Consider the following 19,165-nt stretch of genomic DNA (forward strand, 5'->3'; position numbering starts at 1 on the left):
TCTCTCCCCCTGTTACTCTTCCGCGAGGTGAGAGGGACAGGGGGAGTTGGCGTTTCCCGGGCGCTACTTTTCTTTGAGGCGTTCCGCCAAAATGTCGGCAATGTGTTTCATCTGAATGCCCGGAAGCTGCTTGTCAACCCCGCCCTGCAACTGAACCATGCATCCGGAACAGGCGCAGGCGACGATCCCGGCGCCGGTGTCCTTGACGTTTTTCATCTTCTGATCCAGAATCTTCATCGAAAGCTCGACGTATTTCAGCCCGAAAACGCCCGACATGCCGCAGCATTTGTCTGAATCCTTCATTTCGCGCAGGTCACAGCCGGCGGCCTCGAGAAGCTTGCGGGGCGCTTCGGAAACTCCGAGTACGCGTTTAAGATGGCAGGAGTCGTGATAGGTAACCGCCGGGCCGCCGGTGGTCTTCTGCAGCCGACCTCGTTTTTCATATTCAGCGGCGACAAAACTGCTGAATTCTTTTACCTTACTGGAAAAAATAGCGGCTTTGCCCCGCCACTCCGGGTTGTCCTTCAGCAGCTCGCCGTAACTTTCGAGAGTTTCGACGCAGGTCGGGCAGCCGGAGACAATCACATCGGCCTGCTCGGCATCAAATGCCTTGACGTTGAGCAGGCCGATTTTTTTGGCAGTCTCCAGATCCCCGGTCGCGCTGATCGGTTTTCCGCAGCAGCTTTGTCCAAGCGGAAAGACTACCTCATATCCCAAATCTTCGAGTACCTTGATAATCGCCTCCCCTGTTTCCGGAAGGACGAAGTCCATCGTGCATCCGCTGAAGAAAGCGGCCCTTCCTTTTGGCTGGTCCGGCTTCTTTGTGATGACAGCTACACGATCGCGCAGGGGTTTTTCGGCAATTGCCGGCAGGCTCCGGTCCTTTGCCAGGCCTGAGAAAAACAGCGGCAGATGGCGGATGAGCGTCTTGTTTTTCCCGGAAGCAAAGGGTTTCATGGTCACGGAAGCGGCCCGCAGCAGGGCGTGGAAAACCTTGCGGTTGGCCATGACGTTTTCGAAAAGCTGCCTGGTCACGAACGGCAGGCCATGCTGCTGCACCGCCCTTACCCGCAGCTCCTCGATGAGTCCGGGGATGTTGATCTTGCCGGGGCAGACCTCCACGCACCGGCGGCAGCCGATGCAAAGTTCATGAAACTTCTCGAAATCGGCCATGCCGCTCGTCATCGCCGTCAGAATTGCCCCGATGCCGCCGGCATAGGTATGGCCGCCATAGACGTGACCGCCAACGATCGTGTAAACAGGGCAGACATTGAGGCAGGAGCCGCAGCGGACGCATTGGTAAACCTCTTTGAAACGGTCGTCTTTTGCAGATTTCAGGCGATTGTTGTCGAGGAGGATAATGTGCATTTCCCGTGTTTCTTCAACCCAGCGGCCTTCCTTACTTACCATCATCGGCGACGGACCGCCGATGAAGGATGTGTAGCTTGTCATTAGCTGGCCGGTTGCCCCCCGCGGCAGCAGCTTGAGGATCAGCCCCGCGTCGGTCATTTTGGGGAGCAGCTTCTCATAGCCCATGACGACCACGTGGATGCGAGGAAGGGTGGTAGCAAAGCGGGCGTTTCCCTCATTGGTGATAAGTCCGATCGCGCCGTTTTCGGCGATGCCGAAATTGGCCCCGGTTATCCCCATGTCGGCATTGAGAAATTCCTGACGGAGATGCTCGCGGGCGGACCTGATCATAAAGGGGATGTCCGGCGGCAGCTCCTTGCCCATCTCTTTGGAAAAAAGTTCGGCCACCTGGAAGCGGCTCAAATGAATGGCGGGGATCACCATATGCGACGGGCGGTGGCCGGCAAGGTCGATGATCCATTCCCCCATGTCCGATTCGCAGACGTGCAAGCCGTTTTTTCTGAGATACGGGCTTAAGTCTATCTCCTCGGAGGCCATCGACTTGGATTTAATGATTCGTTTGACGTCATGTTTTTTGCAAAGATCAACGATATAGCGCTTTACGTCATCTCCGTTATTTGCCCGAAAGACCTTTACGCCCCGCTTCATTGCCTCCGCCTCGAATTGAGCGGCAATTTCCTCGATCCGGTCAACGGCAGCGGCCTTCATTTTTCGGATCGCCTCGCGCAGGGCTTCCACATCTCCCGCGTTTTCCAGGGCGGCGGCCCGGGTCGCCGGATACCGTTTGGCAAATTTACCGAGGTTGGCGCGCAGGGGTTCTTCTAACAGTTTTTCCCTTATCTCTTTATGAAGATTACGTTTTTCGCCGCTCATTGTGCACTTCCTTCTGCCTGGATCTCATCGAGGGCGATTATCACCAGGCGAACCGGCCCATGCACGCCGATGGTCAATACCACTTCAATATCTGCCGTGCGGCTTGGCCCCGTTATAAAGGTAACGTAACCGCGCTCGAAGGCCTTGGCAAGGATTGCAAACGCCTCGCTGATCCCCGGAACGATGAGATTGCTGTCAAGCAAGGCGATATGAAGAGGGGGGAGAGTCGAAACCAGACGGCTTTCTATCGAGTATGCGTCCTGACAGACGCTGCCGCTTTCCGCTATCCCGAACTCTACGCCGGAGATGCCGATGTCCGCCGTTGGCGCGTTAGCGGCGATATCATCCTGAACATCGTAAAATTCAATTCCTGCCGCAGTGAAGGCGTCCTTTAGCCCTGCCTCATCCAGCAGGGGGCTCTCTGTTGCGACAACCTTGCGGGCGCCGGCTTGTCGGGCAAGCGTTAAAACGAGTTGGGTTGCCTCCAGATGCGTCTTTACCCGGAATACCTCGGTTGCCGCCGCCTTTGCCCTTTTCTCGAACTCGGGAAAGAGGTGCGCCCCGAAACCCCCTGCGGGGAGATGCCTTTTCCACTCTCCGTTGGTTTTTTTCATGTTTCCCAGCCTCCCAGTTTCAAGGGGAAAATCTGATAATTTGGTCTTTTCCCCACGGCAAGGTCCATCATTGAGCGAACCCGCTGACGTATAGCGGAGAAAGCGAGGCTTTGTCAAACGGAAACTCCCCATGCGCAAGGGGCAAATCCGTTGCCGACAGGAAATAGCAGTAGTAAAATATTAAGCAACTGATATTTAACGCATAGCCAGCTTTTGTTGACAACCAGACAGATTCTTCGGGCTTGACAAAGGTGTGATTATTTTATAGACGAACTTCGCGTTATAAGATCTTGGCGAATCAGAGGAAGGGGGTGCGAAGCCCCCGCTGCCCCGCAGCCGTGAAGGGAACGAAAGCCCATGATGCCACTCTTGCGAGAAAGTCGCGGGGGGAAGGCGGGTGAGTAGGAGGCCCGAAGCCGGAAAACGGATCCGCCAACTTTATTCTCGCGGGAGGATGATCTTGCCATACGGTGAGTCACATTTGACCCTGAAAAGAATATTCCGGGTCTCTATCTTTTTGCTTGCGGTTCTCGCCGCAGTTTTTCTGCTTGCCCTTTTTGCGGGGCCGACGCCGTTCGACGTTTCCTCTGTTTTTAAAGGCATTTTTTCTCTTTTCCCCTTTTCCGACGCGCAGTCTCAACTGTCGGAATCCGAGCGCGCCATCCTATTTTCCATCCGTATTCCCAGGATCATTTTTGCCGGCATTGTCGGGGCCTCTCTTTCCTGCTCCGGGGTCGTTTTCCAGGGTATTTTGCGCAATCCGCTTGCCGATCCATACATCCTCGGCGTTTCCGGCGGCGCCGCCGCCGGCGCGATTGTGGCCATCACCCTCGGTTTGGATTCGCTTCCGTTCGGCGTCACAGCGGTTGCCTTCATCGGCGGAATTTCCTCGATACTTCTGGTATGGGGGCTTTCCGGTTCCTCTGCTGAACGCAGAACGGACAGGATTCTCCTTTCCGGCGTTATCGTCAATGCGTTTTTTTCCGCACTGATCATGTTTCTTGTTGCGGTAGCCGGCAGTGAGCGGCTGCAGGGCGTCATCTTCTGGCTGATGGGCGATCTGGGGATGGCGGAGAAAAAAGATATCCTGCTGGCCGCGCTGTTAATGATTGCCGGTTTCATCCTAATGTTTATGAATGCCCGGGATCTCAATATCATGCTTGCCGGCGAGGATACGGCCCTGCAATTGGGGATTAATGTAAAAAAAACAAGGATGACGCTGCTTTTGGCGGCGTCCCTCGTGACGGCGGGGGCGGTGTCGATGAGCGGTATAATCGGCTTCGTCGGACTGATGATTCCCCACATCGCGAGGATGCTCTTTGGTTCCGATAACCGGCTTTTGCTGCCCGCTTCGCTGCTCTTTGGCGGGGCATTCCTGATTGTCGCCGACGCCATTGCCCGCACGGTTATTGCCCCGTCCGAGCTGCCGGTAGGGGTGATCACCGCCCTTTGCGGGGCGCCGTACTTCGCCTATCTGATGAAGAGGTCGAAATAGCTGCTATGGAGATACTGGGGATTGAGGGTGTAAGTTTTCAATATGGTGAGAACTGGATACTGAGGGATATCAATCTGAAGGTGCGAAAGGGTGAGTTCTGGGGAATTTTAGGGCCGAACGGCGCCGGGAAGACGACGTTGATGAACCTGATCGACGGGATAATCCCGCCGCGGGAAGGCGTGATTAAAATCGGCGGAAAATCAGTCTTCGAGATGAAAAGAAAGGAACTTGCGAAGCTGATAGCGGTTGTGCCGCAGGACGCCTCGCTGGTTTTTCCTCTGACAGTCGAGGAGGTGGTGCTGATGGGGAGAACCCCCCATCTGGGAAAATTCGAGTTTGAATCCGGAAACGACCTGGAGGTCGCCCGCTTGGCGATGGAGGCGACGGATATCCTGCCGCTTGCAGCGCGGTTGATCCAGTCGCTGAGCGGCGGAGAGCGGCAGCGGGTACTGCTCGCCCGGGCGCTGGCACAGCAGCCCGAGGTGCTGCTCCTCGATGAGCCCACCTCTTCGCTCGATATCGCCCATCAGCTCAGCGCTTTCGAGCTGATCCGCTCGCTTAGCGGATCAGCGGGGCTTACCGTGCTTGCCGCCACGCATGACATGAATCTGGCTTCGCTTTACTGCGACCGGATTGCCCTTTTGCATAAAGGTAATTTTTATTCTCAGGGGACGCCGGAGGAGGCGCTGACCGAAAAGGGGATCAAAGATGTTTACGGGGTCAACGTTGCCGTTGACCGTCATCCATTAACCGGTCTGCCGAGGATTTCACTGCTCGGCGGCCATTCGTCGGAACGAGGAAGTCGGTGGAAAGCCGGCGCTGCCCCGCATCTGTAAGCGAGACGAACCCCGCACTATGCCACTGGTTTTTTTAAAGCCGGGAAGGCGCGGCAAGTAGGGAGACGCAAGCCAGAATATTCGTCCGGCGAATAAAAAAACGACTTTTCGCGAGGAAAGGTCAGGGAGGTAGAAATGTATTTCGGTAAAGTTTTTAGGGTGTTGTCTGTTGTTGCGTTTTTGGGATCTTTCGCTGTGCACGGGTACGGGGCGATGCCCAAGGCCGCGGACGAAGCCGCCGTTATGCCGGAGGTGGTTGTGACGGCGACGCGGGACTCGGAGGAGGTGCGCCGGGTTCCGGCCAATGTTTCGGTGATCACCGCAAAACAGATCGAGAACTCCGGGGCGACGACCATAGTTGAGGCGCTGGAAAAGCTGGAAAGTATAAATTTTGTCGATTACACGGGCACAGGTTCCAAAACATCCATAGACATGCGTGGGTTCGGGGGTGATTCTCCCTACGGGAAGACGCTGGTAATGCTGGACGGTCGGCGGCTCAACCGGCCCGACATGTCCTCGGCAAACTGGCTGCAGATACCGCTGAACAATGTGGAAAGGATTGAGGTGGTGCGCGGCGCCGGCAGCGTTTTGTATGGGGATGCGGCGGTTGGCGGCGTTATCAACATCATTACCAAAAAAGGCGAGGGAAAACCGAAATTCAACGCCTCTGTAATTGCCGGAAGCTATGGGTTGCACGATGAGCGGGTCTCCTTTGCCGGTACTTCCGAAAAATGGAGCTATGCGCTGACCGGGGAGAACAATTACAATTCCGGGTACAGAGACCGCTCGAAATTGTCCTCCCAGGGCGGAAGTTTTGATGTCGGCTACGAGGCGAGCGAGCTCTTCAATGTTTCGCTGGGGGGGGGGTTCAACAAGACGGACTATCAGTTGCCGGGCGCCCTTACCAAGGCGCAGATGGAGCAGGATCGGCGGCAGTACCAGCCAGCCGGTTTGTGGACGCCAGCGTCTTCGGATGACGATGGCGCCGATAATTATACCGATCTCAATTTGGGTGTCAGGTCGTATCTTGGTCCCTGGGGGGAGATGAGCGTCAATTTTCTGTACGGCAAAAAAGAGCTGCAGGCCAACATGCCGTCCTGGTGGGGTCACTATTCCGATACCGGCATCGACACCTACGGGATAACGCCGAAATACATCCTGGAGAAAGATGTCTTCGGGTTCGGCAACAAGCTGCTGCTGGGTATTGATTACTATCGCGAATCGTATAGCAAGGAGTTCTTCACGACCAGGGAAAGAGCGGTAACGCAAAGCTGGGCCGATCTTGCACGGGACAGCCTTGGCTACTATATCCGGGATGAATTCAGCGTCGTGAAAAATCTGATCCTGCACGCCGGTTATCGATACGAACGGGCGAACCTTGAGGGAGACAACACGGATTCGGTCACTCCGGCAAACAATTTTTCCGGAAAGGACAAAAACTACAGCGTCGAGGCTTACGAGGGCGGAGCGACCTGGCTTTTTGGCAAACAATCCAAGATGTTTGCAAAATATGCAACGGTTTACCGCATTCCTTTTCTCGACGAGATCGCCTATTTTAATGGTTTCGGCGGCGGCTTTCTGGCGGACCTCGAAGAGGAAAGGGGCGCCAGCATAGAAGTGGGAACGGAATTTTATCCGCTCAAGGATTTGAAAATAGGCTTGACCATGTTCAGGGTCGATATGGAGGATGAGATCGTTTACACCGGTGTGTTTCCGACGGGACAAAACGAAAATACCGGAAAGACCCGGCATGACGGCGCGGAAATATCCCTCTCCTATCTGTTGGGAAAGAAGGCGAAGATTTACGGCAATTTCACCTATCACAAGGCCACCTTTGAAAACGGGGCAAACAACAAAAAAGAGATTCCAATGGTTCCGAACCGGATGGCAAACGCGGGCGCGGAAATATACCTGCCCTTCAATGTTACCCTCCGTCCGGAAATCCGCTATGCGGGGGATTCCTACCTTGGCGGCGACAACGATAACAGCACGGAGAAGCTGGAGTCGCGCACCTTGTTTAACCTCTATCTATATTACCGTCCCACCTTCGGGAAGATAAAAACGACGCTGTTTTTAGGCGCGGAGAATCTGACCGATCAGAAATATTCGTCATACGGTTACGATGGCGGCGCCTGGAGTCCCAATACCTACTATCCGATGCCGGGGATTGTCTTCAAGGGGGGGCTCTCCTGCGAGTTTTAATAGAACAAAAGTAACTACTCAGGTGGATAGTCTGTAGGTGTTTAGGATCCTTTGATGAAAGCGGAGCTTACTGTTCATAAAAGGTGTTGGGGGCATTGATTCGTTCTTTGCGCAGTCCTGACAGACTACAGTCTAAACAACCTGAGTAGTTACGCCAATTTTTTGGTAAAAAGATGAAAAGTATTGTTTTTCATGGGAAAATAATAATTATACTGAGCGTGATGGCGGCTTTCTTTGTGGGGCCGCCGCAGGTCATGGCTGACTACCCGCCGCAACGGATTATCTCCCTGGCGCCGAATCTGACGGAGATTATCTGCGATCTCGGCCTGGAAAAACGGATCGTCGCGGTGACCGATTACTGCGACTATCCTCCCGGGGTCGCTTCCAAACCGAAGGTGGGCGGTTTTGCCAATCCTTCCCTGGAAGTCATCGTTTCGCTGAAGCCCGATCTTGTAGTTATGACAATGGACGGAAATCCGCAGGCGCTGGAGGTCCGCCTCCGAAAAATGGGGATAAAAACCTACATTTTTCAGGCGCGACGGATAAATGAACTTCCCGGGGCGATCCGCGGCCTCGGCGATGCCCTCGGCGTGGGACGGGAGGCAGACCTCAGGGCGAGGTGGTTTGAGGATAAACTGCGGGGTTTTGAGAGAAGAAAACAGGAGCTTCTGCAAAAAAGGAGTAAAAAGGCGGTCTTTGTTGTCCAGTCCCTGCCGTTCATGGCGGCGGGAAAGGGGACGATCATGGATGATGCCTTTGAGATTCTCGGGATGGAAAACATCGCCGCGGCCGGGGGGAGTGGTTACAATAAGTTCTCGCTGGAGGAGATTATCCGTCTGGCGCCCGATGCGCTTTTTTTCGGAAAGGGGGACGGGATGGGGGAAAGGGCCAAACCCCTCCTCAAAAGGCTGGCTGTTTTGCCCGCGGTTCGGGAGGGGAAGGTCTTTTTCCTTGACGAGGCAGTTTACCGGCTCGGTCCAAGGATAATCAGTGTTTTGCAAGAGATGTCAGATTGTCTTTAATGCTTCCTTCTGACGTTGACATTTTTAAGGCCTTGCGTATTGTTTCCTAAAGGCGGTGAGGGCTGCTTCGTAAACCAGCCGGATGGGAACCGCGTGGGCGTTTGCCGCTTTTTTGCAGTCCTCGTACTCGGGGGAGGCGGTTACTATGCGACCGTCCTTTTCTCCCACCTTGATGCCCACTTCCCCGAATTCAGTAGTTATTTCCTTACGATGGCGCTCCAGACAGACCCTTTGCGACACCGATATTCGGACCCCGAAGGTAGATGTTTCAGTGAGAATTATATCCGCGATTGTTTTTGCTCGTCCTGGCTCGCAGATCGCCGCAAGCAACACCCCCGGCCTGTTTTTCTTCATCATGATCGGGGTCATGAACACGTCAAGTGCCCCGGCGGCGAAGAGCTTTTCCATAACGGGCTCGTAAAACTCGGGATTTAAATCGTCGATATTTGTTTCAACGACCGAGACAAGCGGCAGGGACAAGAGATCCTCTTTTGTTTCCTCGCCCAGCATTACCCGCAGCACATTTGCCGTTCCGAAATCGCTTTTCCCAGCGCCGTAACCGATAGCCTTCACTGCCATCTGAGGAAGATGGCCGAACTCGGCGGCAAGCTCCGCGATGATGGCCGCCCCGGTCGGCGTTACCAGTTCGCCCTCAATATCGAGCTTTTGCCAGGGGACGCCCCGCAGGATTTCGGCGGTGGCCGGCGCGGGCAGGGGGATGACGCCATGCGCCCCGTTCGTGTATCCGTAAAAGGTGGGCATCGGGCTCGCTGTCACTTTCGGCCAGCCTAAAAGTTCCAGGAGGATCACGGCGCCGACGATATCGACGATCGCATCAACAGCGCCGACCTCATGAAAATGAACCTCTTCGGGTTTGTTGCCATGCACCTTTGCTTCCGCATTGGCAAGCCGCATGAATATCCGTCCGGCTGTTTCCCGCACACGGGCGGAAAGCCCTGAATTATCAATTATGCCAAGTATATCCGAGAGACGTCTGTGGGTGTGCTGGTGAGCTTCGAGGAGCACGTTGACGTCTGTGGCTTCAATGCCGCCGGTTATCCTTTTCGTTATTTCGATCTTATATCCGCCGATGCCGAGTGCGGAGAGCCTCTCTCGAAATATTGCAGCATCTGCGCCCACATCTATCAGCGCCCCGAGCGTCATGTCGCCGCTTATTCCCATGAAACAGTCAAAATAAGCGATTTTCATTTGTTTACCAGATGTGCGAAGTAGCCTGCCCCGAAGCCGTTGTCGATATTGACGACAACGACGCCGGATGCGCAGGAGTTAAGCATTGCCAAAAGCGCGGAGAGTCCTCCGAAATTTGCCCCATAGCCGATGCTCGTCGGCACCGCGATCACCGGTCGGGAAACCAGTCCGCCGACGATGCTCGGCAGCGCTCCCTCCATGCCGGCGACGACGACCAGGACGTTTGCCCGCATTATTTTGTCCCTCTGAGAGAGAAGGCGATGCAAGCCGGCAACCCCGACGTCATAGGAGCGCTCTACAATGCTTCCCATTGTCTCTGCGGTAATTGCCGCTTCCTCCGCGACGGGGATATCGGCTGTTCCCCCGGTCAGCACCATAATGTACTTGTCGTTCACAACCGGGGCAGTACTGTCTGCCATGGTTTTATCTACTATCATAATCCTCGCGACCGGATAGTAGGTTGCCTCAGGAACAAGGGCAGATATTGCGCCGGCAATGTTAGTTTCTACACGGGTGGCAATGATTTTCTCATGTTGTTCGGAGAGTTTCTTGACGATTTGGGCGGCCTGTTCGGGTGTTTTCCCCTGACAGAACACTACTTCGGGAAACCCGTTGCGGAGGGAGCGATGCGTGTCAAGCTTCGCATAGCCAATTTCCTCATAGGGGAGGCCGCGCAGACGTTCCATGGCAGCGGCGATCGGCAGATTGCCTGCCTTCACCTCTTCAAGGAGTTCCTCTATTCTTTTTTTGTCCATAATCGCTTCAGACCCGGATGTAAAATATGCTGGCTTTACCCTTCCTTGGTCTCACTATCCGACAAACGGTTATTTGTCAAAGGATTTTAACCGCGGCACTCAAGCTACGGCATCAACAACATTAGCAATAACAAATATTTCAGACAAGAATAAGCGCCAGCGCAGCGATGATAATCAAGGTCACGGAGGTTGACGCCAACCCGAAAACCGGTATTAGCAAGAGCCCGGCGCATAGACCGCCGAGAGAGCCGCCGATCAGGCAAGAGGTGTACAAGAATGTTCTCTTGTTAAGTCCTTCTGTTTTGTAAATGCTGGCACAGACGATCAGTCCACTTGTCAGAAAGCCGGTGGCTGCAATTAGCAAAGCAGTCAGCAGCAGGTTGCCGGTATCACTTTTTGCGCTTCCGATAAACGCGGCATTAAGCAGCATAATGCCGATCAACAATGTCGCGCCCCAGAAGCGGTTGCGATTTATGGACATCAAACTTTGTTTTACCGCTGTTCCTGTTTTCGTCGTCAAATCGCGTAAAAGTGGCGCTCCCAAAGCCATGCCCGCCATAAACGCCGCGAGCAAGAGAGAAATCTGCTGATAGAGGATGCCCTCTTTTGTCCCGTAGCGGAGGATGAGGAGCGATGCGCTTGTTATGCCAAGAAATCCGCCAACGGCCTTCAGAATGGTTTTCTGCCAATAAGGCCGCAGATGGCTTACCGCAAACAGAAGGAAAAGTGCTATGCCGGCAATCATGCCGAGCCAGAGTGAGTGCCTTTGCACCGTTACTAAATCTGGCATGCGGGAAAGAACCATCTGCGGGAATAGAGCGTCTGCCCAGGACTGAACAGCAGAGGAGTAACAAGCGGGTCTGAGAGCGGAGTTTTCAGGAGAATCCATATTTTGCAGTTGATTTTTGATATTCGCAAAATCTTCGCTCTCGAAAAGTTTTCGTATGAATAATGATTGTATTATACTGCTTTTTATTCCTCGTTCCCGGAGGCGCTCCGTTAAAACCTCGGGAGAATGGGGAAGCGGGGCAAAGGAGGAGGCGATCAACGTAGTTGTTCCGGGAAGGATGAGCCTCTCGGGGAAAACAGCGGCAAGTGCCTGGTAAATGGAGGCAAGATTGATTAAATCATTAGTCTTCTTGGTGTTTTCTAAGGAAGGAAGGCGGATAACTACGATGCCGCCGTGATAAAGGCGTGCGGCCATACTGTCAAAAAATTCGCGCGTGTAATAGTGATTCATCCGGCAGGATAGGGGCGCCGCAATGTCAACAATTATGATGTCCCAGGCAAATCCCTTGTATTTAAGGAACTTTCGCGGATCAGCGCGGGAGAGGTGAACGGCCGGATTTGCCAGCGATTTGCGGATGTCGCCGGGGAGGCGAAAACGGATAAAGGGGTCTTCTGCGGGGAGCATTACGTCTATCCGTGCCGGCTTGTGAAGCAGCAACTCGCGTACGCTCCCGTCCCATCCGCCCCCAATCACCAGTATTCTGTGAGGGTCAGGGTGCTGAACGGCGGCCAGATGGGCGAAGCGAGCCCCTTCCGTGTCTTTTGTTGTAAATACAGCAGTATTGTTCTCGAATACGGAAATATCCCCGCCGCGATATGTGGCAGCGACACGGCCAAAGGAGAAATCACCTGAAAAAAAGAGGCCAGGATGATTTAGCGCGGTCATCCTCATGTCTAACCAGGAGACTTTATAGAGAAAGGGAAGAGTTACCAATGCCAGAGTTATGGCGATAAAACGACCATATCTGCCTGTTTTTCTTTGAAAACGCAGGAGCGCCGCCGTAAAGGACAGCAGGGCGCAAAAGAGGGCAAGAAACAGATTGCTAAAACCGTATTGAATGCCGAAAGTTGCCAGGAATCCCCCGGCTATGCCTCCTGCCGCTTCCATTGCGCACGCGCCCTCCGGACTCCCTCTCGTCTCTAAATGTATAGAAGTGATTTCACTGAACATCAGACCGGAAATGATGCCGCCAGGCAGCAACAAGATAAGGATCGCCAATTGCTTGAAAGGAAGGATGGAAAAACCAGCTATATTGTTCGTAAAAAAATCGCTGCCGCGGATGCAAACGATTCCGGACAATAAAAAGAGTGCAAAGAGGGTGAATAAAGCGGCTATCCTGTTTTCAGTTGGCCATGATCTGCGAAAAAGCGTCCCGAAGGCGGCGAAGAGCATCCAGCCTCCGAGGGCTGCCGGGTATATAAGCTCAACCCCGTGAAAGACAATGCTCAGCTCCCGAAAAATTACTATCTGCCCGAGCAGAGTTACAAGGCCGGCCATAAACAGGGCTGTTCCTGCGCCGCTTGCTGTCGTTCTAAAGATGGCCATTAAGCTTCATTTTCGCTGAACACAATCGCCTGAAAAGTCAAAAAAACCGCATTGTCCCTCCAGGCGTCTGCCGGCAGACCTGCCTTCATGCTGAGATGATCAAGCATTTCTTCTCTGTCCCATCCCTGTTCGGTGGCGACCTGGGGGAGAAAGACGGCGGATCGGCCGCCTTTCTGAAGCATTACCCCGTCTGTGCCCACAACGATGTCGGCGGGTCCGGCTACCCTTTTCATCGGCGTCAAAACGGAAATCTCTATTTCCAGATCGGGAAGTTCGCGGAGGGTGACTGGGTTAAAGCGGGGATCCTCGAACGCTGATTCCAGGGATACAGTTGCCACGAGCTCGGCAAGAGGTCGATCGGGAACCATTCTGCCGATGCAGCCGCGCAGATTGCCTCGTTTCTTGAGGGTGACGAAAACACCGTGCAGCTCGCGCCGAAGAGGGGTGGAAGGCCTTGGCAAGGGCGTCATTTTTACTGTCAGGTAACGATTAATTGTTTCTCTGACCAGTGATAGCAGATAGTTACGTTCAGAGGGGGATATAGAAGTTTCTCCGCTCGCAACGGCAGGGGTTGTCTCACTGCGAGTTTCATAACCGGCGGCAACGAGCAGCGCCCCATAGCCGACGACGCGGTTGCGTTCGCCGATAGGGATATTCCCCGAGTTGGCATAGCTGATAATTTTCCCCTCCGTTGCGCCCATTTCCCTGGCGGCGGCCATTGCTGCGATGATTGGGGCTTCACCGCAGGCGCAGGTGGACAGATTGGGGATATGGCGAGCGGCCTGCGATCGGACAGTCGTCCTTAATCTTTCCGGATTCAGGGTTGCAATAGCCGTAAGCGTTTCCATATCAACCTCTTCCGCATCTTCGGCTGTTGGGTAGTGGGAGAGGTCGGAACTGGCGACGATCAGTCCCCGCCTTTTTTTGAGAACAGCGGCAAGGGCTTTGCCGAAACGGATGTATAGGGCGGTGTCGGCTTGGCCGACGATGGCGGCGATGATTTTCGCCTCCGGGAAGAGTATCTGGGCGAAGGGGACCTGAACCTCTACCGAGTGTTCCCTCTGGTGGGGCGTTTTGTCCAGGATGCAGTCGGGGGAGAGGGAGAGCAATTCGGCGTTAGCTTCCCTATCGATAACTGCCGTTCCCAAAGGGGTTCGGAAGCCACTTCCCGGGTAAAGCGCTATTTTCTGAAGATTGGGTGTTGTGTGGTTGGTTCCGAGCAGTACTATCGTGTCGTAGGTTTCGTTGCGCGTCTGATTCCAGCCATCGGCGCAGATCTGTCCCGAATAGATGTAGCCGGCGTGCGGCACAACTACGGCAAAGGGTTTTATCCCCTGCGGGGGCAGCGCATCTTCCAGGAATTTTTTAATAGCAAGCCTCAGAACGTCCGCATTTTCAGGATAGAACTGCCCGGCGACGGCGGGCGGACGAATTTCGCCAGCGTCCATACCGGAGGGCACGGCGCCGATCGTCAAAACGGGAATCCCGAATTTCAGAATGTCCATAATGCAGCTCCTTTTTTCGTTAGTTTGGTTTTCCTTGATCTGATTGTTTTAAAAGATATGCCAGTTGTTACCCTGGTTGCCTGCCATACTGGCGATTGGCGCCTCACTGCCTGACGTAAGAAACCATATTAAAATAGTATATTGGCAAAGTATCGAAGCGGCATGGGATTTCTAACATTGCCGGCTATGGTTAGTCAAGATGATTTAAGATAATTGATTTGGTGGGATAGCGGGGGATAATCATAAAAAAAGCCCTCCGACATTTTAAAAACATCGGAGGGCCGTTGATGGCAATTCTTACAGTACCATTACGTTTTCTGCAGCCGGGCCTTTTTTGCCCTGGGTTATTTCGAAACTGACGCGCTGACCCTCGGCCAGCGTTTTGAAGCCGCTCGATTTAATGGCGCTGTAGTGAACGAAAACATCGCCGCCCTCGGAGTCCTCTATGAAACCGAAGCCCTTCTGCTCATTGAACCACTTTACTGTTCCTTCTGACATGCTGTGCATCCTCCTTTCGTAAAATTTATTCAAGTCGGATGAACACGCTCGCAAAAGCAACAACAGGGCGAAAGACCCTTGGACAACTGTCCGGTACTGCACTGCAAAATGTCTGTATCCAACTCCTGTGCCGATCTTCCAACTAAGGAAGCCCGAGGCGCGGCGTGTATAGGCTATGTTAAAAGGGAATGTCAAGTTTTATTTTTCCATCACCCCAGCGGCAGGATGCTTCATTCATGGAATCTTTCAAAGAGCTGCTCGGTTACCTTGGTTCCCCATTGCTCGCCCTCTTTTTGAAAAACGAGACGAAAACCGGTTGCTTCGTATAGATGACGAGCTGAGGAGAGACCTTGAAAAGTCCAGAGGTAAATCTTGCGGTAGCCTTTGCCATCGCAAAAAGCGACAGCTTCGTTTAAAAGGCGCCTGCCCCATCCCTGCCTCTGCAATTGGGGATCAATAATGAACCAGCGCAGGTGCGCGCCTTCGCTTTCGTCCGCTTTTATCCCATCTATAGCGATTGCCCCCGCTATTCCCTCCCCCTTCTCGATCGTCCATAGTCCGTCCCGCCCTTCTTCAAAACGATTCATGAATTGGGAAAGTTCGGTAGCGACCTTTGTCTCGAAAAAGAGGCCGAATCCCCAGTGAAGATGATAATACGCGCCATGCATTTCGACGATTCTCCCGATTGCCCCCGGATAATAGCCGGCAATGATTTCCCCCATATCACCTCTCCTGCGTTATTTTTTCATCGGCATTTTTGCATAAAAAATCAGGCATCGAGGACTCCCGTTGCACTCCAGTCAAAAGGGTTTTCGTTGCTGAAATCGGGGTTCAGCGCCCTGTCGTCAACATCCTGGGTGTAGATTTCTTCAAAACCCATATCCAGGGCGGCGTTTACGACTTGTTCATACTCCTTCTTCGTTATCCGCCGACGCAAAAGCGGGTGTGTCGTGTCTGCGGATAAGCGGCGCTCCGTGTTAATAATGGGTGTATATTGCGACATGATGCTAAGCGGGAGGAGGGGCGATACGGACCTTATCAGCCTTAACGCTTCAAGGCTGTTTTCAACGCATCCAGGCAGGATAAGGTGACGGACGATGATCCCCCCGGCGGCCACTCCGTCTTTATCAAGGGACAGGGCATCGCCAACCTGCCGCACCATCTCTTTGAGAGAGGCAAACGCCTGTTTGGGATAGTCGCCAACCCCGGACAGTTTTTTTGCCGTCTCGGCGCTGCCGTACTTGAAATCGGGGAGATAGATTTCCACCTGTCCGTCGAGGAGGGCGATGCTCTCTTTTCTTTCATAACCGCCGCAGTTGAAGACGACCGGCAGCGAAAGCCCCTTTTTTCTGGCAAGAAAAAGCGCTTCCATTATTCCCGGCAGGTGGGGAGTAGGGGTTACCGGTTCTATATTGTGACACCCGGCATTTTGTAATTCAAGCATGATATCAACGAGTTCATCTACGGAAACCGACTGTCCGGCGGGGGTGTGGCTGATCTGGTAATTCTGGCAGTAACTGCATCTCAGGTTGCAGGAGGAAAAAAAGATAGTTCCCGCGCCCCTGGCCCCGGAAAGGGGGGGTTCCTCGCCGTGGTGAGGCAAATGGGCGCTTATAAGCATCTTGCTGGCAAGGTGGCAGAAGCCTCTTTCTCCGGAATTCCTGTTTACATGGCACATCCGTGGGCAGAGTTCGCAATCGGAGAGGATGCTCTTCAGTGTTTCAATATTCTTCTCAATACCGGGATAATTCATTCTTTAACAATCATGATTCATTTAGATATTTTTTGGCAAATAAACAGTTTATTAAGGGTCTTATCAGAGTATTTCAACTATGTCCCGCAGCCTGTTGCTTGCTATCAACTCCAAAAACTCTTCGCCAAGGGGCGCCGCGAGCGCCACCGTCTTTTTCCAGTTGGCGATTCTCGTTTGGGGGTCGTCAATGAATGTAGCGAAATCATTGCGATCGGGTATCCTGCCGTTGGGGAGTTTTTGGATAAAGCTTTCCGCTGGACAAACCATCAGCACGTGGTCGAGAAAAGCAGCCGGCGGGCGTCTTTTTTTAAAAACCTTGTCCATCCAGCCGGGAATGATTCTTTCCTGGTGATGGAAAAACAGCGTCAGCCCGCCATTTTTAGTGCGGTAATCCTGGTTTATATTATAATCCAGCAGACCGCCGTCGCGGTAAACGCCGTCAGGAGCGCCGAAGATGTCCCGGACGCCGGCGACGACAAGGGGGATGGCGCCGGATGCAATGACGGCGGATTTGAAATTTACCTCGTTTAACGGTGAAAAACGGCCTTTAAATCCCTTTCGTAAGCAGAAATCCGGCGGTCGGGCGCCGTAATAAAAGACAACTCTTTCGGCAAACCAATGCAGCAGCGGCGGGCTTACGGCGTTGGCCAGGAATATTGAGAGAAAACCTAATTTTTGTAACAAAACATTGTCAGAGGCGGCGAGATTCTTCATCCTCGTTGTCAGGATCGCAAGCCGGTATCGTTTATTGGAGAGGGCGAAAGGAAGGCCGTCATCCTCAATATAACTGTTAACGATTGCTGTCAGTGACCGAAGGATTGTCCGGGGTGTGTCTTTTCTGTTGTAGATTGCAGTTATATATGCCTCCATAAGCATGGCATAGCTCTTCTCTGCTTCCGGCTGCGGCCATGCTGCGAAGCGCCAAGCCCCGGCAGAGGCGCCCACCAGCCAGACCGGGTTTTTGCGGCCAAGTGATTGTTCCCTGAGCAAGGTAAGATCGAAGCCGCTTGTGACCAGCCAGCGGGGGCCTCCCGCCGGGCCGAAATAGGTTGCTATATGGTCCAGATTGAAGCCGCCGCTGCAAATAATCTCGTATGCCTGTTTGCCTGCCTTAACTCGGATATTTCCGCTCATTGTTCTTGCATCCTGCCAATTTTACTGTGTCTGTTAAATTATCACAGACGTTTGCCGCTAATTGCAAAATTGTAAATAAACTTGACACCATTAGCGACGTCTTGTAAATTATCTTCGCTCTTTCATTGCAAACAGATTCTTTTATATGATGGCAACATTCATTGTCAACGTCAATATGGAGAGTTTTGCGCTGGTTTTTGCTGATACAGTGTTTTGCCGGGTGAGAAAAGCGCAGCTTTACGTCAATAGAGAGACATGATTGTTTTTGTCAGAAATGATTCGGTATCTATAAGAAGGTATATCCTTGGTTTTTGAGGTGAATAATGTCGGAAATAAGCTTAAAGATGGAGAATATAGGGCGTCAGGCTAAAGAGGCTGCAATCTTTCTTGCCAAGACTTCGACTGATGTAAAAAATGGGGCGCTTGAGGCAATGGCGGAGGCCATCTTGCAAAATGCCGATTTTCTGAAAAGAGAAAACGAGAAGGACCTTTCTTATTCGCGAAGCATTGGCCTTTCATCTGCAATGTTGGAGCGGTTGACGCTCTCTGACGCTTCTCTGGAGGGAATCGCCAAGGGACTTCGGGAGGTTGCCGCTCTGCCGGATCCGGTAGGAAAAATCACTTCAATGTGGCGGCGGCCGAACGGACTGCTTGTCGGTAAAATGCGGATACCCCTGGGTGTCGTCGGAATGATATATGAATCACGCCCGAATGTTACCGTGGATGCGGCCGCCCTTTGCCTGAAGTCGGGGAATGCCGTTATCCTGCGCGGGGGATCCGAGGCGATAAACTCCAACTTGGCTCTATCAAAGATCGTTGCCGAAGCTCTTCAGAAATTCTCACTTCCGGAGCGCGCCGTCCAGGTTGTGCCGATGACTGACCGGGAGGCGGTTTATGAAATGCTGCAGCTTGAGGAATTCATTGATGTGATCATCCCCCGAGGGGGGGAGGAGCTGATCCGCGCGGTGGTGAGGGATTCAAAAATTCCCGTGATCAAGCACTACAAGGGTGTCTGCCACGTCTATGTTGACGAAGACGCCGATATGGACATGGCAATCGGGATCATAATCAATGCCAAGGCTCAGAGGCCTGGGGTTTGCAATGCGCTGGAGACTCTGCTTGTCCATGAAAAAATTGCGCGCATATTTCTGCCGCTTGCAGCCATCAAGCTTCGGGAAGCAGGCGTAACTTTAAGAGGTTGCGAAAAAACAAGGGAAATCCTGCCGGAGGCGGAGCCGGTTACGGATGATGACTGGAGCAGGGAATACCTCGATCTGATTCTGGCTATTCGGGTAGTGGGAGATATTGACGTCGCGATCGCCCATATCGAGAAGTACGGTTCGCTCCACACCGAGGCTATAGTAACCGAGAACTACGGTCGTGCGCAGCGCTTTATCCAGGAGGTCAATTCCTCTGCGGTGCTGGTCAATGCCTCAACGCGCTTCAACGATGGCTTCGAGCTGGGGTTGGGAGCGGAAATCGGCATCAGCACGACCAAACTCCACGCGTTTGGACCGATGGGGCTCGAAGAGCTGACTACGACAAAATTCATTATTTATGGAA

Annotated in this window: 15 protein-coding genes and 2 riboswitches (1 of these 17 cut by a window edge); of the genes, 4 read left to right on the top strand and 11 right to left on the bottom strand. The window is 53.2% G+C overall.

The genetic code is table 11. The annotated features are described in order from the left end of the window. Nucleotides 1–63 precede the first annotated feature (63 nt). Both M0P74_08550 and M0P74_08555 read right to left on the bottom strand, forming a co-directional pair. On the bottom strand, nucleotides 64–2,244 hold the full coding sequence (locus tag M0P74_08550) for an LUD domain-containing protein (GenBank protein MCK9363632.1): 2,181 nt from the start codon (nucleotides 2,242–2,244) through the stop codon (nucleotides 64–66). After that, entirely contained in the window at nucleotides 2,241–2,858 is a 618-nt protein-coding gene (locus tag M0P74_08555; GenBank protein MCK9363633.1) for a lactate utilization protein, read from the bottom strand. The genes M0P74_08550 and M0P74_08555 overlap by 4 nt, the downstream gene beginning before the upstream one ends. A gap of 254 nt (nucleotides 2,859–3,112) precedes the next feature. Further along, nucleotides 3,113–3,305: riboswitch (cobalamin riboswitch) on the top strand. Between the two features lie 13 nt (nucleotides 3,306–3,318). On the opposite strand from M0P74_08555, the gene M0P74_08560 reads away from it, so the two are divergent. Further along, a complete protein-coding gene (locus M0P74_08560) occupies nucleotides 3,319–4,353 on the top strand; it encodes an iron ABC transporter permease (GenBank protein MCK9363634.1) in 1,035 nt (344 codons plus the stop codon). A gap of 200 nt (nucleotides 4,354–4,553) precedes the next feature. On the opposite strand, the gene M0P74_08565 is transcribed toward M0P74_08560, so the two are convergent. Further along, complete coding sequence (locus M0P74_08565; GenBank protein MCK9363635.1) at nucleotides 4,554–4,880, bottom strand: hypothetical protein; 327 nt, start codon at nucleotides 4,878–4,880, stop codon at nucleotides 4,554–4,556. Between the two features lie 231 nt (nucleotides 4,881–5,111). Continuing rightward, nucleotides 5,112–5,293, top strand: a riboswitch (cobalamin riboswitch). 31 nt (nucleotides 5,294–5,324) lie between these two features. Between M0P74_08565 and M0P74_08570 the strand changes: the two genes are divergently transcribed. Together M0P74_08570 and M0P74_08575 are read left to right on the top strand one after the other, a co-directional pair. Next, nucleotides 5,325–7,391 carry a TonB-dependent receptor gene (locus M0P74_08570; protein MCK9363636.1) on the top strand — a complete coding sequence of 689 codons (2,067 nt, stop codon included), beginning with the start codon at nucleotides 5,325–5,327 and terminating at the stop codon, nucleotides 7,389–7,391. Between the two features lie 173 nt (nucleotides 7,392–7,564). Further along, on the top strand, nucleotides 7,565–8,413 hold the full coding sequence (locus M0P74_08575) for a helical backbone metal receptor (protein MCK9363637.1): 849 nt from the start codon (nucleotides 7,565–7,567) through the stop codon (nucleotides 8,411–8,413). Between the two features lie 24 nt (nucleotides 8,414–8,437). On the opposite strand, the gene larC is transcribed toward M0P74_08575, so the two are convergent. The 8 genes from larC to M0P74_08615 all read right to left on the bottom strand — a co-directional run bounded on the left by larC (nucleotide 8,438) and on the right by M0P74_08615 (nucleotide 17,602). Then, on the bottom strand, nucleotides 8,438–9,622 hold the full coding sequence (gene larC / locus M0P74_08580; protein ID MCK9363638.1) for a nickel pincer cofactor biosynthesis protein LarC: 1,185 nt from the start codon (nucleotides 9,620–9,622) through the stop codon (nucleotides 8,438–8,440). Next, nucleotides 9,619–10,377 (bottom strand): nickel pincer cofactor biosynthesis protein LarB, encoded by a 759-nt coding sequence (larB, locus tag M0P74_08585; protein MCK9363639.1) that lies wholly within the window; start codon nucleotides 10,375–10,377, stop codon nucleotides 9,619–9,621. Before larB ends, larC begins: the two co-directional genes overlap by 4 nt. A gap of 139 nt (nucleotides 10,378–10,516) precedes the next feature. Then, nucleotides 10,517–12,712, bottom strand: coding sequence for a hypothetical protein (locus M0P74_08590; protein MCK9363640.1), 2,196 nt, complete (start codon nucleotides 12,710–12,712; stop codon nucleotides 10,517–10,519). Then, the gene (gene amrB, locus M0P74_08595; GenBank protein MCK9363641.1) at nucleotides 12,712–14,217 is read right to left on the bottom strand and encodes an AmmeMemoRadiSam system protein B; all 1,506 of its coding nucleotides are present in this window, start codon (nucleotides 14,215–14,217) and stop codon (nucleotides 12,712–12,714) included. The genes M0P74_08590 and amrB overlap by 1 nt, the downstream gene beginning before the upstream one ends. 297 nt (nucleotides 14,218–14,514) lie before the next feature. Further along, complete coding sequence (locus M0P74_08600) at nucleotides 14,515–14,715, bottom strand: cold-shock protein (GenBank protein MCK9363642.1); 201 nt, start codon at nucleotides 14,713–14,715, stop codon at nucleotides 14,515–14,517. Between the two features lie 230 nt (nucleotides 14,716–14,945). Beyond that, nucleotides 14,946–15,437, bottom strand: a complete 492-nt coding sequence (locus M0P74_08605; GenBank protein ID MCK9363643.1) for a GNAT family N-acetyltransferase — start codon at nucleotides 15,435–15,437, stop codon at nucleotides 14,946–14,948. 47 nt (nucleotides 15,438–15,484) lie between these two features. Continuing rightward, nucleotides 15,485–16,468 (bottom strand): radical SAM protein, encoded by a 984-nt coding sequence (locus tag M0P74_08610; protein ID MCK9363644.1) that lies wholly within the window; start codon nucleotides 16,466–16,468, stop codon nucleotides 15,485–15,487. Between the two features lie 63 nt (nucleotides 16,469–16,531). Next, nucleotides 16,532–17,602, bottom strand: a complete 1,071-nt coding sequence (locus tag M0P74_08615; GenBank protein MCK9363645.1) for a hypothetical protein — start codon at nucleotides 17,600–17,602, stop codon at nucleotides 16,532–16,534. A gap of 323 nt (nucleotides 17,603–17,925) precedes the next feature. On the opposite strand from M0P74_08615, the gene M0P74_08620 reads away from it, so the two are divergent. Beyond that, nucleotides 17,926–19,165, top strand: partial view of a glutamate-5-semialdehyde dehydrogenase gene (locus tag M0P74_08620; protein MCK9363646.1) — the 5' portion only. 20 nt of this gene lie beyond the right edge of the window; only the first 1,240 of its 1,260 coding nucleotides appear in the window; its start codon is at nucleotides 17,926–17,928; the stop codon falls past the right edge of the window.

The organism is Syntrophales bacterium (assembly GCA_023229765.1).
In the GTDB taxonomy this organism is placed as follows: Bacteria; Desulfobacterota; Syntrophia; order Syntrophales; family UBA5619; genus DYTH01.